18 protein-coding genes are annotated in these 16,526 nt (G+C 40.9%); 1 reads left to right on the forward strand and 17 read right to left on the reverse strand.

Features of this window, described 5'->3' with window-relative positions; genetic code table 11:
- Positions 1-11: 11 nt before the first annotated feature.
- The 3 genes from HRT96_RS03720 to HRT96_RS03730 are packed head-to-tail and all read right to left on the reverse strand — an operon-like array spanning position 12 to position 2,870.
- A complete protein-coding gene (locus HRT96_RS03720) occupies positions 12-1,058 on the reverse strand; it encodes an iron ABC transporter permease (protein ID WP_293152394.1) in 1,047 nt (348 codons plus the stop codon).
- Complete coding sequence (locus HRT96_RS03725; RefSeq protein WP_293152397.1) at positions 1,055-2,119, reverse strand: iron ABC transporter permease; 1,065 nt, start codon at positions 2,117-2,119, stop codon at positions 1,055-1,057. The genes HRT96_RS03720 and HRT96_RS03725 overlap by 4 nt, the downstream gene beginning before the upstream one ends.
- Positions 2,094-2,870 (reverse strand): ABC transporter ATP-binding protein, encoded by a 777-nt coding sequence (locus tag HRT96_RS03730; RefSeq protein WP_293152400.1) that lies wholly within the window; start codon positions 2,868-2,870, stop codon positions 2,094-2,096. Before HRT96_RS03730 ends, HRT96_RS03725 begins: the two co-directional genes overlap by 26 nt.
- Positions 2,871-3,266: 396 nt before the next feature.
- On the opposite strand from HRT96_RS03730, the gene HRT96_RS03735 reads away from it, so the two are divergent.
- Positions 3,267-4,487 carry a response regulator gene (locus tag HRT96_RS03735; RefSeq protein ID WP_293152403.1) on the forward strand — a complete coding sequence of 407 codons (1,221 nt, stop codon included), beginning with the start codon at positions 3,267-3,269 and terminating at the stop codon, positions 4,485-4,487.
- Between the two features lie 105 nt (positions 4,488-4,592).
- Here the strand turns inward: HRT96_RS03735 and HRT96_RS03740 are convergent, their stop codons facing one another.
- The 14 genes from HRT96_RS03740 to HRT96_RS03805 form a co-directional block, all read right to left on the reverse strand.
- The gene (locus HRT96_RS03740) at positions 4,593-4,961 is read right to left on the reverse strand and encodes a rhodanese-like domain-containing protein (protein WP_293152406.1); all 369 of its coding nucleotides are present in this window, start codon (positions 4,959-4,961) and stop codon (positions 4,593-4,595) included.
- A gap of 233 nt (positions 4,962-5,194) precedes the next feature.
- Entirely contained in the window at positions 5,195-5,620 is a 426-nt protein-coding gene (locus HRT96_RS03745; protein WP_293152409.1) for a hypothetical protein, read from the reverse strand.
- A 208-nt stretch (positions 5,621-5,828) separates the two neighbouring features.
- On the reverse strand, positions 5,829-6,773 hold the full coding sequence (gene secF / locus HRT96_RS03750) for a protein translocase subunit SecF (RefSeq protein ID WP_293152413.1): 945 nt from the start codon (positions 6,771-6,773) through the stop codon (positions 5,829-5,831).
- A gap of 11 nt (positions 6,774-6,784) precedes the next feature.
- On the reverse strand, positions 6,785-8,629 hold the full coding sequence (gene secD, locus HRT96_RS03755; protein ID WP_293152416.1) for a protein translocase subunit SecD: 1,845 nt from the start codon (positions 8,627-8,629) through the stop codon (positions 6,785-6,787).
- A 29-nt stretch (positions 8,630-8,658) separates the two neighbouring features.
- Positions 8,659-8,997 (reverse strand): preprotein translocase subunit YajC, encoded by a 339-nt coding sequence (gene yajC, locus HRT96_RS03760; RefSeq protein ID WP_293152419.1) that lies wholly within the window; start codon positions 8,995-8,997, stop codon positions 8,659-8,661.
- A 118-nt stretch (positions 8,998-9,115) separates the two neighbouring features.
- Positions 9,116-10,255 (reverse strand): tRNA guanosine(34) transglycosylase Tgt, encoded by a 1,140-nt coding sequence (tgt, locus tag HRT96_RS03765; RefSeq protein ID WP_293135918.1) that lies wholly within the window; start codon positions 10,253-10,255, stop codon positions 9,116-9,118.
- A gap of 133 nt (positions 10,256-10,388) precedes the next feature.
- Positions 10,389-11,438 carry a tRNA preQ1(34) S-adenosylmethionine ribosyltransferase-isomerase QueA gene (gene queA / locus HRT96_RS03770; protein WP_293152422.1) on the reverse strand — a complete coding sequence of 350 codons (1,050 nt, stop codon included), beginning with the start codon at positions 11,436-11,438 and terminating at the stop codon, positions 10,389-10,391.
- Between the two features lie 155 nt (positions 11,439-11,593).
- On the reverse strand, positions 11,594-12,010 hold the full coding sequence (locus HRT96_RS03775; protein WP_293152425.1) for a hypothetical protein: 417 nt from the start codon (positions 12,008-12,010) through the stop codon (positions 11,594-11,596).
- A 2-nt stretch (positions 12,011-12,012) separates the two neighbouring features.
- A complete protein-coding gene (locus HRT96_RS03780) occupies positions 12,013-13,017 on the reverse strand; it encodes a flagellar motor protein MotB (RefSeq protein ID WP_293152428.1) in 1,005 nt (334 codons plus the stop codon).
- Positions 13,017-13,874, reverse strand: coding sequence for a flagellar motor stator protein MotA (gene motA, locus HRT96_RS03785; RefSeq protein ID WP_293152431.1), 858 nt, complete (start codon positions 13,872-13,874; stop codon positions 13,017-13,019). Before motA ends, HRT96_RS03780 begins: the two co-directional genes overlap by 1 nt.
- An 8-nt stretch (positions 13,875-13,882) precedes the next feature.
- The gene (gene fliA / locus HRT96_RS03790; RefSeq protein ID WP_293152433.1) at positions 13,883-14,599 is read right to left on the reverse strand and encodes an RNA polymerase sigma factor FliA; all 717 of its coding nucleotides are present in this window, start codon (positions 14,597-14,599) and stop codon (positions 13,883-13,885) included.
- Positions 14,600-14,608: 9 nt separating this feature from the next.
- A complete protein-coding gene (locus tag HRT96_RS03795) occupies positions 14,609-15,046 on the reverse strand; it encodes a flagellar basal body-associated protein FliL (protein WP_293152436.1) in 438 nt (145 codons plus the stop codon).
- 28 nt (positions 15,047-15,074) lie between these two features.
- A complete protein-coding gene (locus HRT96_RS03800) occupies positions 15,075-16,088 on the reverse strand; it encodes a flagellar hook-length control protein FliK (protein WP_293152439.1) in 1,014 nt (337 codons plus the stop codon).
- A complete protein-coding gene (locus HRT96_RS03805) occupies positions 16,085-16,402 on the reverse strand; it encodes a hypothetical protein (protein WP_293152442.1) in 318 nt (105 codons plus the stop codon). The genes HRT96_RS03800 and HRT96_RS03805 overlap by 4 nt, the downstream gene beginning before the upstream one ends.
- Between the last annotated feature and the right edge of the window lie 124 nt (positions 16,403-16,526).

A 16,526-nucleotide genomic window follows, 5' to 3' on the forward strand; every position in this document is an offset into this window, starting at 1 on the left:
CGAGCACCAGGCTACGGCCTAACAATGTAACGCGTCATGATAATAAAAAATAATGCGCCGATTAACGCAATAAATACCCCGGCATTGATCATGATCGGCGCAAAGAGTGTCCGTCCAAGGGTGTCGGCCCAGAGCGTCATAATAGCCCCTAACAACATGCTGACAATACCTAATTCCGTACCGCGATAGCCAATAATATTTTTAGCTAAAAAGGTAGCAATCAGGCCAATAAATCCAATAGAACCAACCAGAGCAATCACAGGCGCCATAGCAAATACCGCTAATATAATAATAAATATATAATATTTTTTGGCATCAACGCCTAATGACATGGCGTGCTGATAACCAAAATTGAGCGGATTAATATAACGGCTTAACAACAAAAACACCCCGATGATGACCGTCATCCAGATACTTAAAAAGCTGGCACTGGCAAGATCCAGAGATAAAAAACTGCCGGATAAAAACGCCATAAGAAAAGCCATATCTTCGATAGTAACCGATGATAAGAGTATATCGCTAAACGCAGACACAACCGCCCCCACGGCAATACCGACTAATACGATAAAGGTACCATTGAGGTTTTTATGGACAAACCAGAGCACCAGCAACGCGGTAACGAATACCCCAAAGAAGCTAGCAAGAATACTCGCCGTTAAGGAAACCTGTGAGAACACCACATACAGCACAATGACTGACAGCGCTGCACCATCAGAAAGTCCTAATACGCCAGGATCGGCCAACGCGTTACGCGCGGCAGTCTGTAACAAGTAACCTGATAACGCCATCAAGGCGCCCGCAGCAATAGCCCCCATAATACGCGGTAATCTTAGTTCATAGATAGTAGACGTGGCGTCATTAAGCGCGACATCAAAGCCGATAACCGCGTACACATCAGCCCATAAAACACTGACCGAGCCTAATTTAAGACTAAAGATAAAACTCAGACTCAACAATATCACTAATGCACAAAGCACCCAAAAAGTGCGCTTATAAATCGGTAAGCTGATCCCTTTCGAGGGACTTATGATCATATTTTGATCGTCAAATATATTCATGACATGCGTTTATCCCGGACCATAAAATACAGTAAACATAAAAAGCAGATACTGCCAATAGATGCACTGACACCACCGACAATCAATACTTTGGGCGCAATCACGATACGGGCGAGTAAGTCTGACAAACTCAATAATAAGCCACCGATAAGCATCGATAACCAGGCCCCTTTATTACCCACCTCGCTGACAAAAAGCTTACTGATATGCGGTACGACCAAGCCAATAAAACCGATAGGACCGACAATCGAGACAACCAACGAGGCCAGTAAAAAAATACACAGCAAGGTGACATTACGGGTTCGGGTGACATTAACCCCGGCACTGTGCGCCTGTTTCTCCCCCATGATCATCACGTCCAACGAGCGTCCTTGACTTAACAGCACCCCTATCGCCAGCAATGCCAGCGGATAAATCCGACTTAAATCGGTGAAGTCAGCGGGACTTATATCTCCCAGTAACCAGTCTTGAACATTGGCAAAGCGCAGTGGATCAAGCTGCATCAAAAAGCTACTTAACGAGGAGAACAACATAGAAACCAGACTGCCCGCCAGCACAATATGCAAGTTCTTGGAAATACTAGAGCGGTTCATCATTTCCGTCATCGACAGCGTAAAGAGCCCGGCAATCGCGGCACCGAGAAACGCTGGAATAAAAATATCATTCTCAGAGACATTAAAGAAATAGATGGCACACAAACTGAAGAATACCGCCCCACTACTGACCCCGAGCGTAGAAGATGATACCAGCGGATTCTGAAACATTTTCTGGGCGCTAAAACCGGCCAGACCTAACATTGCCCCACAGGCCATGGCGACAACCAAACGCGGTAATCTTTGTTTGATCACGATGTGGTGAACAAACTGCTGGCTGTCAAAAGAGAAAATGGCTTTAAAAATATCTTCCCAGGCTATCGCCCGCGCACCAATACTGATGTGAGTTAACGCCACCAGTAACAGCATCAACGTCAACAAAAATACCGCACCGAGGAAACGATAGCCAGGTAATATTCTCGATAAAGATCGCGATACAGTACTAGGCAATGAGGTGCGTTGGAACATGGATACCGACCTTTTCGTTACCAACACGTGACGTATTTACATGAAAAACATGTTGCATCATGGTATCGGTGATCACCGATTGTGCCGCACCTTGTGCATATATTTTTTGCTCGGCAAGCACGATCACATGATCCGCGTATAACGCCGCTTGGGTCATATCATGTAAGATAGCAACCACAGTTTTACCTTGCTGAGCCAACTCTCGACCTAGATCTAACAGCATATATTGATGCTTTAAATCTAAATGTGTAGTCGGTTCATCCAGCAATACGATGTCTGTTTGTTGGGTGAGTAACATCGCCATTCTGGCACGTTGTTGTTGACCACCGGACAGTGTCGACAAACGTTTATTTGCCAGTTCGGTCAGTTGCATTTTTTGCATTGCTTGCTCAGCTATCGTTCGGTCTTCGGCACTAAATCGAGAAAAAAAGCCTTGATAGCAAAAACGCCCTTGCATCACCATATCCGCGACAGTCATAAACTCAGGCAATGGCATGGACTGCGATAATACTGAAACGCGCTGTGCTTGCTCTTTAAAAGAAAGTTGCTGTAGGTCTTTGCCATTAATGCGGATCTGACCTGATGACAAGGGTAAATGACGCATGATCAAATTGAACAGGGTACTTTTACCACAGCCATTTTGACCAATGATCACATAGAACTTTCCCGGTTTAAAAGTCAGAGAAATAGTATCTAATATTTTACGGTCAGCTTGGTAGGAAAAACTGACGTTATCGATTTTGAGAGTCATAGTGTGTCAACAAGATTATGTTGATGAGAATGATAACCAATAACAAATATGATGTAAACCGCAGGTATAACATGGCTAAAAAAAGGACAAATATAACAGGAAGGTGATAACAGACTAATGAGCAGGCTTTAGTTGAAGTAAATGCAGGTTTTATCGGATATAATTTACGGATTAGGTTCAAGATATGACAGTAATCGACCACAATAAATTGAATCAACCTAAATTTTATACCTAAGGTGGTAAAACACAAAGAATGTTATAGTGTTATAGTGTTATAATGTTTCATCAATTAAATAGACTCAACCAATCACAACGCCATAGATATATCCCTTTATTTTTCAATTAGTTAATATCTAATACGGTGATGGTAAAGTTAACGGTAATAAGGATATCCAATTGCTCTGCAAAATACTTGTTGTTGAAGACAGCCGAGCTTTTCGCAAATACCTGAATATCCAGCTGAGCCAAGCTGGTTTTCAAGTAGTATTTGCTGAATCAATAGCACAAGCGCGCGAGATCTTAGCACGAGAAAGCGATTTTCTTTGTTCTGTACTCGACTATTGCTTACCTGATGGTCATGACGGGGAGATCATCGAACATGTATTGAGTTATGGTGTACAGGCCATTATTTTAACCGCTCATTTCAGTGATCATATCCGCAAAAAAGTATTATCAAAAGGTGTCATTGACTACTTGCTAAAAGACAGCATATCGTCAGTATCCTATCTCATCCCATTATTACAACGTCTGCAAGACAATAGCCACCATAAGGCGCTGGTCGTTGAAGATTCAGCAACCGTGCGTTTCCATCTCATTAATTTACTAGAGAGACAAAACTTGCAGGTCATTGCGGCTGAAAACGGTGAGCAGGCAATCCAGTTATTACAACAGCATCCCGATATCAGTTTGATCATCACAGATCATGACATGCCCAAAAAAGACGGTATAACGATGACCCGAGAGATCCGGCGACAGTTCGATCGGAATCAACTGGCCATTCTAGGTCTATCTGGCAGTAGTGATCGCTCGATGACGGCCCGTTTTCTTAAAGCTGGCGCTAATGATTTTCTCTATAAGCCTTTTAATCAAGAAGAATTTTATTGTCGAATCCATCATATTCTCAACATGAAAGATACCGCCGACAAACTCTACAAGATGGCTAATCAAGATGCGCTCACTGGTTTATGGAACCGACGCTACTTCTTTAGTCAACACAGTAGCAGTAGCGCTGCTGAACATAAGAATATTGCCATGCTGGACATTGATTTTTTCAAAAAAGTGAATGATAACTATGGCCATGATGGTGGAGATACAGTCTTAGTGGCAATCGCCCAGCAATTACAAAATCATTTTTCAGATGCTATTGTGGCACGTTTTGGAGGTGAAGAATTTTGTATTCAAAGCAATAGCGACCGCGCTATTTTTGTGCCGCAACTGGAATTAATGCGCCATAAGATTGAACAATTAACCATGAAGCACAATGACGAGAACATCAAGATCACGATCAGTATAGGCGTCAGCTTTGGCAATAAACCGATTGATGAAATGATCTCCGAAGCCGATGCTCGTTTATATAAAGCTAAAACTAATGGCCGTAACCAAGTTGTCTACCAATAGTGTGATAAGAAGAGTGAAAAAGTTATCAATTCTCTGTGTCATATTATGCTAACAAGATGAATGTTGTACTTCACATTACAACATTCATTAGATAATCAACATAAGCTATTTACTGATCGGATAGCTTTTCATTTTCCATTCACGGAAACCGCCATCCATTGAGATTACGTCTGTATAACCCATACGTTGGATGAACTCAGCTGATAACGCGGAACGATAACCGCCACCACAATACAGTACGATACAGGTATCAAGTGCTGGATATTTAGCTTCTAAATCACGCTCGATGATGCCACGGCCCATGTATTCAGCGCCGCTTATACGACTTGCAGCCCATTCGCTTTCTTCGCGCACATCAACCAGTGCAAATTGCTTACCTTCGTCTTGCCACTGCTTTACATCATTACAGCTACATTCTTTGACTACTTTACGTGCTTCATTACATAAATCTAAAAATCGTTGACTATGAGCCATGTTGTTACCCTTTCAGTTAAATACCAAGTGTTTACTAAACTACTATTTCATTTTGTATCTGATAATTCAATCTCTAAACAAAAAATAATGATTGATCATATTCTGCCATTAACTAAGAGCTGAATCTTGTTATCACACAAAAAACCAAGTCTGTTATAACTAAGAAGACTGATATCCTCAAGTTTTATTGGTAACCATGTCGCACTTATTACAGAACTGAACCTAAGCTTAATTTACCCAAAGATAGACGCTTTACTGCAATCAAGTAACCCTTTACCAAGATACTGATTAAATAACCGTGGTTTTTCCTGATATTGTAAAAAATCTATTTTTTGCATCGTTTCTTGCAGCGCGCAAGCACATATCCGCTGGCGTTCTTTCTCCGAATTATCTTTTAGCAAAGCATGACCAGCGTTGGCACAGCCATAAATAATAGCCGCCTCTTCGTAGAGGGGATAACGAGGCTCAGTAACAAAGTTATCATTAAACCACAATATAATATAACCACCCGCAGCGAAGGAGACCAGTAATAAACTAAGAATGAATTTATGGATGTAGCCAAAATGCAGCACTGTTTGTATTAACTTAGACAACATAATTATTTTTGATTGAGAAATGATACCGTCACTATAAAGTATTGCAGATAAAATGTCATACATTAGTCAATATAAAGTTTTAAATCATAGCGTTACAACGTAAAACATCTTAATCATCCCGCTGTTCAAGGACTGATTATGGTGTCTACAAAAATAAAAACTTCATTTAGAACTGCATATTTTAGTTTTCGACAGACCCATAAAAAAACCCGCACTAGGCGGGTTTTATAACAGTCTGAAGACCAATAAGTTAACTAGGTTTCCCTAAGGCTTACATCATTGGGTCTTGATCTGCGCCTTCTTTTTCGACCACTGGTGGTAACATCGTTTCACGACATACGCCTAAGCGCAGTGCTAATGCACTCGCTACGTAAATCGAAGAATAGGTACCAACCACAACACCGATTAATAGTGCCAATGCAAAGCCGTGGATCAGTGCGCCACCTTTCAGGAATAATGATACTAATACCATTAATGTTGTACCTGAGGTGATTAACGTACGTGACAATGTCTGCGTTAATGATACATCCATGATCTCCACAGCGTCATCAGTACGCATGCGACGGAAGTTCTCACGGATACGGTCAAATACCACGATCGTATCATTCAATGAATAACCAATCACGGTCAATAGCGCCGCTAAAATAGTTAAATCGAATTCAATCTGCAATACCGAGAAGATACCTAACGTGATGATAACGTCATGCGCAAGCGCTAATACCGCGCCCGATGCTAAACGCCATTCAAAACGTACACCAACATAAAGCAAGATACAAATTAACGCAGCAAGCAGCGCTAGGCCACCTTGTTCAGCTAATTCATCACCTACATTTGGACCAACAAACTCGATACGGCGCATTTCTACACTCTTATCATAGCCCTGTAATGCTGTAATAATTTGGCTACCAAGATGCTCATTGTCCAAACCTTCACGTGGGGCAAGGCGGATCAATACATCACGGCTAGAGCCGAAATGTTGGATCACCGCATCACCAAACCCTTCCGCAGATAACAGCGGACGAATCACTTCAAGATCAGCAGGTTTATCATAACCCACTTCAATCACCGTACCACCAGTGAAATCAAGACCCCAATTAATACCTTTAATCGCAATAGAAGATATCGATAAAATAACTAACAGCGCGGATAACATAAACGCGGGTTTCGTCATCTTCATAAAGTGGATCGTGCGTTTTGTTTTAATAATTTCAAACATAATTAATCCCCTTAGATTGAAAGTTTATCGATCTTTTTATTACCCCAAAGGAAATTCACGATCGCACGTGTCCCTATGATGGAAGTAAACATAGAAGCAGCAATACCAATTGCTAGCGTAATAGCGAAACCTTTGATCGCACCAGTACCAACCGCAAACAAAATGATCGCCGTTAATAGCGTGGTAATATTGGCATCAGCAATGGTTGATAACGCATTCTCATAACCACGATGAATCGCTTGTTGCACGCTACAGCCTTCTTTTAGCTCTTCACGAATACGTTCAAATACTAATACGTTGGCATCGACAGCCATACCAATCGTTAATACGATACCGGCAATACCTGGCAGCGTCATTGTCGCACCCGGGATCATCGACATAATACCAATGATCATGATGATGTTGGCAGATAAGGCCACATTGGCAACCAGACCAAATTTACGATAGTAGACAGCCATGAAGACAACAATAGCAATCATGCCATAAATCATCGCAGCTAAGCCGTTTTCAATATTTTGCTTACCTAGGCTAGGACCAATGGTACGTTCTTCAACGATTTGAACGGGCGCCACTAACGCACCTGCACGTAATAATAACGCCAGATTTTTCGCTTCGCTGCTACTGTCTAAGCCAGTAATACGGAAACTACGCCCTAACTGCGCTTGAATTGTCGCCACGTTAATGACTTCTTCAATTTTTTGCAGTTTCGATTTGCCATCAGCCGTTTTTTCACCCGTTGGTTTGTATTCAATGAATACTGTCGCCATGGATGTGCCGATTGCTTTTTTCGTCGCACGAGACATTTTACTGCCGCCTTGCGAGTCAAGATCGATATTCACCTGGGCACGACTAAATTCATCTAAGCTCGACGTTGCACCTGTGATGTGATTACCGGTTAAGATCACTTGTTTTTTCAGTACTACAGGACGACCGTCGCGCGTGGTGTACTTTTGGCTACCAGCAGGTACTCGGCTGCTATAAGGGTCCGCTTTATTATCAACTAAACGGAATTCTAACGTAGCTGTAGCGCCTAAAATTTCTTTCGCGCCAGCAGTATCCTGAACACCCGGTAATTCAACCACGATACGGTCTGCACCTTGACGCTGTACTAGCGGCTCAGCAACACCTAATTGGTTGACACGGTTACGGATAATAGTGATATTTTGTTGCAGAGCATATTCTTTAATTTCAGCAAGTTTGTCTTCTGACATTTTTGCCAACAGGCTAAATTGACCATTATTTTCACTATCGGTTAACAGTAGGTCGGCATATTTAGAATTAAGGAATTCTTCGGCTTTATCACGAGTTTCAGCATCACGAAAACGCACGGTGATACCGTTACTGTTTTTACGAATTGCGGTATAACGCAATTTTTCTTCACGTAAATCGGTACGGAAATCTTGTAACATTTGATCTTGTGCTTTCACTAACGCTTCTTGCATATCAACTTCTAATAAGAAGTGAACACCACCACGTAAATCAAGACCGAGTTTTAATGGTCCAGCACCAATACTTTGTAGCCAGTCTGGTGTGGCAGGGGCAAGGTTTAAAGCAACAATGAATTTCTGACCAAGTTGCTCTTTTAAGATTTCACTAGCAAGTAACTGTTGTTCACTGTCGTTTAAACGCACCAATACTTGATTATTTTCTAATGAAACACTTTTATAGCTGATATCTTGTTTATCGAGTTCGGTTTTCACTTTATCGAGAGTTGATACTTCAATAACAGCACCACGTGCAGCAGAGACTTGAACAGCGGGGTCTTCCCCGTATAGATTCGGTGTGGCATAGAGTAAACAAATGGCGATCGTAGCGATCACCATTAGATACTTCCACAGAGGATATTTGTTTAACACAATATTACCTTACTGGGATACGGAAAAGATTAAAGCGACTGCATGCTACCTTTTGGTAATACTGCGGCAATGTAATCACGCTTAATAGTAACTTTAGTTGCATCAGCAATACTGATCACAACGTAATCATTACCGTCAGAAATCTTTGTAATTTTACCTACGATGCCACCAACAGTAAGAACTTCTTCACCTTTTGACAACGATGACATTAGGTTCTTCTGTTCTTTTTGACGTTTCGCTTGTGGGCGATAGATCATGAAGTAGAAGATCACACCAAAAATACCTAACATGATCAACATTTCGTAACCACCACCTGCAGGACCTGTAACACCTTCAGCAGCAACTGCATTTGCAATGAAAAAACTCATTTTTATTTCCCTTTATAAATTTTAATATTGATATGATAAACCAATCACATTACATTACTACTAATGAGAAAGGTTTACCAAACTTAGATCGACAATCAGGTTAGTGTTTGCTTAATAATTAAGCGTCAGACTTCGCTAAAGGTGGCACTTCACGGCCTTGTTTAGTATAGAAATCTGTAACAAACTGTTCAAAGGTATCAGAATCAATCGCGTCACGGATACTTTGCATTAGGTTTTGATAGTAACGTAGGTTATGCATTGTGTTTAAACGTGCACCTAAGATCTCGTTACATTTGTCCAAATGGTTCAGGTATGAACGTGAGTAGTTCTTACATGTGTAGCAATCACATTCAGGATCAAGTGTACCGGTATCAGTTTTATGCTTGGCATTACGGATCTTAATAACGCCTTCACTTGTGAATAAATGACCATTACGGGCATTACGCGTTGGCATTACACAGTCAAACATATCCACACCGCGACGCACACCTTCAATCAAATCTTCAGGTTTACCAACGCCCATTAAGTAGCGTGGTTTGTCTTCAGGTAGTTGCGGGCAAGTGTGCTCAAGAATACGGTGCATATCTTCTTTTGGTTCACCTACTGCTAGGCCACCAACTGCATAACCGTCAAAGCCAATGTCTAATAAGCCTTTTACCGAAATATCACGTAAATGCTCGTAAACACCACCTTGAATAATACCAAACAAGTTGTTTTTGTTTTCTAATTTATCAAAGTGATCACGTGAGCGTTGTGCCCAACGTAATGACATACGCATTGATTTCTCAGCTTCTGATTCTGTCGCTGGGTATGGCGTACACTCATCAAAAATCATCACTACGTCAGAACCCAAGTCATCTTGGATTTCCATTGAGATTTCTGGATCTAAGAAGATCTTGCTACCGTTTACAGGATGACGAAAATGCACACCGGCTTCGGTAATTTTGCGCGTTTTACCTAGGCTGAATACTTGAAAACCGCCTGAATCAGTCAGGATAGGACCCTGCCAGTTCATGAAGTTGTGTAAACCACCGTGTAGCTTCATCACTTCTTGACCAGGACGTAGCCATAAATGGAAAGTATTACCTAAAAGAATGTCAGCGCCAGTATCGTCAACTTCTTCTGGCGTCATGCCTTTTACCGTACCGTAAGTACCTACGGGCATGAATGCTGGCGTTTCAACTACACCACGTTCAAAGATTAAACGACCACGACGTGCGTTACCATTCGTTTTATCTAATTCGTATTTTAACTTCATATAAACCTCAAGTCAGAGAAACAGTCTGACATTACTTCTCTCAAAAAATTCAAACAACGTACTTTATCAGTCGTTATTTATCGTTAACAAACTAGCCGTGAATAGATAAACAGCAACGCACGACTAATTGAATTTATGTTGCAGTTTGCTTAGTGACAAACATCGCGTCACCATAACTGAAGAAACGGTATTTCTCAGCAATCGCATGTTGATAAGCAGGCATCACATGATCATACCCTGCGAACGCAGATAACAGCATGATCAAGGTTGATTCTGGTAAATGGAAATTGGTTATCATGGCATCAACAAGTTGGAACTTGTAACCTGGATAAATAAAGATCTCCGTATCTTCAAAGAATGGCGCTAACGGTAAGCCCTTGGCCATTGTTGCTTGCGCGGCACTTTCTAAAGACCGTACCGATGTTGTACCCACCGCGATCACACGACCACCATTGGCCTTTGTTTCAGCAATTTTAGCGACAACGTCTGCAGATACTTCGGCATATTCAGAATGCATGTGATGATCAAGAATATTATCCACACGTACGGGCTGGAAAGTACCCGCACCAACGTGTAGCGTCACAAACGCGGTGTTTACACCTTTCTCAGTGAGTTCTGCTAACAATGCTTCATCAAAGTGTAAGCCCGCTGTTGGCGCCGCGACAGCACCCGGTTTTTCATTATAAACCGTTTGGTAGCGCTCTTTATCTGAATCTTCATCCGGGCGGTCGATATAAGGTGGCAGTGGCATATGGCCAATGTCTTCCAATATTTCTAATACATGACGCTCGTCTAAAAATTTCAATTCAAATAATGCATCATGACGGGCAATCATTTCGGCCTTCACGGTACCTTCTAAGATAAGTTGAGCACCTACTTTTGGCGACTTAGAAGAGCGCACATGCGCAAGTACTGAATGATCGCCAATAACCCGCTCGACAAGCACTTCGATTTTACCGCCAGAGGATTTTTGACCGTACATACGCGCAGGAATCACGCGGGTATTATTAAATACCATCAGATCGCCGGCTTCAACTAAATCAAGGATATCTGCGAATTGTTTATCAACCAGCTCACCGCTATTACCGTTTAGTTGGAGTAGACGGCTTGAACGGCGATCCGCTTTCGGGTAACGGGCAATTAACTCGTCAGGAAGACTAAAATTGAAATCTGAAACCTGCATGAAGGTACCTTAAAATCGAACTTAAAATTGAAATAGTCCGCTAGTCTAGTTATCAAGTCGCAGAAGATCAAGTTAAGAACACCACAGCTTCAAACATCAAATTGAATACTTATAAAAAACACGCTAAAGTAGTGCGTTTTTTATAACACATTCATTCACCTTTTAACAAATTCACTGACATTACTCGTTGTTGCATCGCCTCTAAATGCTTTACGGCTGTAAATTTTTAACAAAGGTAAAATTCGGCTGGCTTCATGCTCACTCCAAGCTACACCGTAAAAAATAAGTTTACTACCAATATCAAAGTGATGTTTTTCAGTACAGAGCATACGTTCTCCATTCGGCCAACGAATTACAAATTTACGCGCTAATTTACGACCTGATGTACGTGAAATAACAAAACCCACACCACCAATACTAATATCTTTAGCCACTGCTTTAGCCCAAAAAAAATCCATAAACAAAAAACGTCGATAAATTTTTATTGGCACGCCTTTAGTTTGATAGATAAGTGGAATAGATTTTGATTCAAATTTCCAACGATAAAATTTACGATTCGGTTCAATCTCCATGATCACTTTCCTACGCTATCAAACAAGACTTTTGATCTTAATACGGGTCTATTATATTCAGCTCTATCAACCGCGTTATCAATAGCATTATCCGGTTTATCTCGATTAAATAACGACTTAATGGCTTCCTCTGCGTCTTCGGTCAGCAACAATAACTCGATCCGGCGGTTAACACTCGATTTAGGGTTCGCAGCATCAATAGGCATCGTATCTGACATAGCGACGACTTGTGCAACCCGCTCTCTGGGCATACCGCCAATCTGTAGCATTTGCCTTGCTTGCAGCGCCCGTTGGCTAGACAGCTCCCAGTTAGTAAATGCCGCATTATGAAACTTAGAGCGATCGGTATGCCCAGAGATCATTAACTTATTCTCGATAGGAATAAAAACGGGCGCTAATGAGCGTAAGACATCCTGAAAAAATGGTGTCATCTGAGCACTACCACGGCGGAACATTTTATGGTTAGCATTATCATGTAATAGAATTCGTAAACCTTGTGGCACCACTTCAATGTCAATATTTTCCGCTGCACCAATCGAATCAGCAAGAGCCTCTAATTTAGAGGCTAATAATGCTAATTGCTCTGGAGAAGTTAACTGCCCTTTCAGCAATGAATTCATCATTGGCTTATCACCGTAACCACTATCCCCTTCATCATCTGCAGTACGCTGATTTAAAGAACGAGCCGTTTTTTTAGATATTGAACGTTTTGTTAAATCTAGCTTATTTTTACTGTCTAATATAGATAAATCAGCACCCATACTTGTCGGCAAAGGATTCCCGCTAAAATCGAATGGATTACTTTCACTCTCAAATAATGAGTAATTACGTATACTTTCAGAAAATTCCTTACGTTCATCGGCGTCTGAAACAGCGAGGATCCACAGCACCATAAAAAAAGCCATCAACGCTAACATAAAATCAGCAAATGCGACTTTCCAAGCACCGCCACCTTTAGATTTACCACGACTTCTTCTTTTACGCTTAATAATAATATTTTCTGACATTAGCTTGCCTTAGCGTTAAGCCACTGTTCCATTTCAACAAATGTTGGCTTAATTTCTCGATCTATCAACTTGCGTCCAGAATCAACAGATAGCACTGGTGATTTACCTGAAATATGTGCCACCATCATCGTTTTGACACAAGTTAATAGCAGTAATTGATTATGTATTCGTGCAGCAAGTGATTCACCAATCGGTTCAAATAAGCAGTAGCAGAAAAAAATACCAAGGAAAGTCCCGACTAAAGCGGCACCAACGTGCAAACCAATCATCATTAATGGTCCGTCTAGCGAAGACATAGTAATAATAATACCCATTACAGCCGCTAAAATACCAAATCCTGGCATAGCTTCACCAGTGGTATGCAAGGCTTCAGATGGTTTTAATAAATCATCTTCAAGCGCTTCAATCTCACTTTCTAACACATGTTCTAATTCATGAGACGACATTTTCCCCATTGACATCATACGAAAGTTGTCAGTAATAAAATGCATTAACAGACGATCTGAATGGATGTGTTGGTATTGTAAAAATAATGAACTGGTTTCCCAGTTTTCAATGTGTTCATCAATCGACTTTAGTCCTTTATTGCGAACCATTTCCATCAGCGTATGCATCACCAACAGTAATTCTTTCATTACTTCGCCGCGATCGGCTTCTTTTTTAAAAGATGCAAAGAACTGATTTTTTAATTCAACCAATACATACTTAGGATTTGCGATCAGCATTGAACCAATACCAGCACCTAGAATAATCAGTAATTCAGCGGGTTGCCACATAACAGCAAGTTTTCCTCCTGCGAGCATAAAACCACCAAAAACACAGAGGAGGATGACCCCCAGACCTACAAATTTTTGCATAACAAGCCTTACAATAAATTGGTTAAATGAGAATGGAGCTTCTTAAGCGCCAATTGATGTAACTGACACACTCTAGATTCGGTGATCCTAAGGGTAAGGGATATTTCTTTCATATTAAGTTCATATTGATAATATAGGGTCAGTAATAATTGATCTCTTTGATCGAGTAAAGACAGCGTTTTCTTAAGGCTACGCTTCATATCAAATTTTTGAATATCTGAGTTTTCATCTGTAATATCAATACCTGATTGCAGTAACTCATCGAGGCTCTGCATCTCTTCAGATACACTATCAAAGATCATATCTTGCAGCTGCCCAGCATCTATCTCTAAAAATGCCATTAACTCTTTTTCATTCGCTTCCCGGCCTAACGTACGAGATAAAGTACGTCTAGCATGATTTAATGAATGGCCTTGTTGACGCGCTTGACGTGGGCGCCAATCCTGCCTCCTTAGTTCGTCCAGTATCTCACCTCGTATGCGCTGAAAAGCGTAGCTTTCAAATCCATAATCTGGCTCACTGCCATAACGGCGAATAGCTTCGAGCAGACCCATTGTCCCTATCTGAACAAGATCCTCATAGGATTGCAACGTACCAATCTGGCTACGTAAATGCGTCACAGCTCGCTTGACTAAATGCATATACTTAATCAATAACGCATTTTCATCTACCACTGATGCCCTAGCATTAAAAGAACTGTTGTCCCAAACAACCGAGTTTGTCACTGCAAGCTCCTATTGAACGACCAGTTTGGTAATCAGCACATCATCAATGATGCCATTCATTTCATATCGCGTGAGTTCTTTATCTAAGCCTGATAGCATCTCTATTTGTAATTGTTCTATATTTTTCAAATTTTTACGGATCGTGTCATAACTGCGTTGACTGAGGTTTCGGACAAAAGAATTGCGGATCACTGGCATGTAATAATTAATCCCCTCAATAGACGCTTCTAATTTAGTCTCTAAAGTAACCTCCATCATGACATAGTAAATTGTGCGTTCACTTTCAACACTCACCACCATTTTATCAAGCGGTATATAAAACGGTCGGGTTGATTTTACGACTTCAGGCGTTTGTATAAATGCTTGAATCTGCACCTGATATTTAAAACCTAAAAAGCCCATTGCAGCGATAATAACTAACGCAATAATTAATATTTTTACTTTCATTATGTATTAAAACCTTAAATTTTTAAAATCACACCAGAGTATTAAATAAGCCGTGCTGCTCGATAGGTAAAAGCGTTACATTTTCTGTTTGTTCCTCAGAAGAAGAGAGTACGACATTATGCCCACGTTCCTTAAATTCTTCTCCTCCAGAGCCGCCTCCCACATTAACATCGACACCGGCACCAAACTGATTAGAAAGCTCACTTCGAAGCTGCTGTAATGATGCCTGTAGTGCCTCTCGAATCATGCTGTTACTGGTATTAATCATCACAGTCAAGCGGTCTCCGTCCATGCGAACAGATAAATCTAAACGTCCAAGATCAGGTGGATCCAAACGTATATTAGCTTGCTTTATGTTTTGATGAACTTGCATTTCAATACGATCTTGTAGCACATTAAATAACTGCTTAGACCATGCATTTTGCTGACTCTCCATTTTGACGGCAGACCACTCATGTCGTCCTTGTGTCATCAGGCGTTCAGGGGAGTTAATATCGGCTATTTGCTGCTCGATACGCAGGCTTGCAACATCAACGGGCTTTTTATCGTTAAGATTCGCGCTTGTTAATTTATCCAGTAATACGGCTGTCGATAATTTGGCCACGTTAGCTTTTACTGCATCCGTCGCGCTCATATTTAAATGATTAACTTGACGTTCTATTACACTCGTCTCTACAGATTGTGTTTGATGCCGAACAGCTTGTAACAGCGAGATTGACGGTGATTGTTGATGACTAAGTTCAACATTATTAACAGCAAGTAGCGACGTAGGGACCTTCGTTGTTGTTGCGGTATCTGTGGTATTCGCTTCAGGTGCTAAAAAATGAGCAAAATCATTGTTTTTACTTTGGTCTCGATGGGCTAGATTGTCTTGATGCTCAGGGCTAACAAAATCAATACTATCTTGCTCTTCAGCATCAATGCTATGACCGCTTTGCTTATCAGCCTCTTTAGCTTGCAGAGATTGCGGTTTGATAGCATTCGTCGCAGTATTATTTTTAGCGCCTGCATGACTGGCTGTTGTCGTGTTCATTGCAATCATATTTCTAGTTCCTGATAAGCCATAATACCTTCTCTATTTTTGGTATGGTTTGCCATTACACCAGCGAGACGCGCTTGTTGCTGTTTGCATAGCTCTAGGACTTTATAATGGCTGCTTTTTAAGGCTGTGAGCTCTCTATGTAATTGTAACTTTAGCGCGGGTTTTAAATTCAATAACGAGAGTAAGGTGGCGACTTCATTATCTAACTTAACCACCTCGTTAACGTTAATATTTTCATTACTTGCTTTTACAACACGGCAAAAATGAGCATGTAAAATTATAATTTTCTGCTGTAATGATTTTATATCTAACACGCTTATCACCTTAGTCAATACGGCCTAATGAAATATTATGCAAACTACAGTCCAACTTTTAAGGCTTTGTTATTAAAGGAAAATAAAATAAAACAAGGAAACTTAACTTCCGCCAGGCTTCCGC

This window comes from Moritella sp., from assembly GCF_013215705.1.
Classification (GTDB): domain Bacteria; phylum Pseudomonadota; class Gammaproteobacteria; order Enterobacterales; family Moritellaceae; genus Moritella.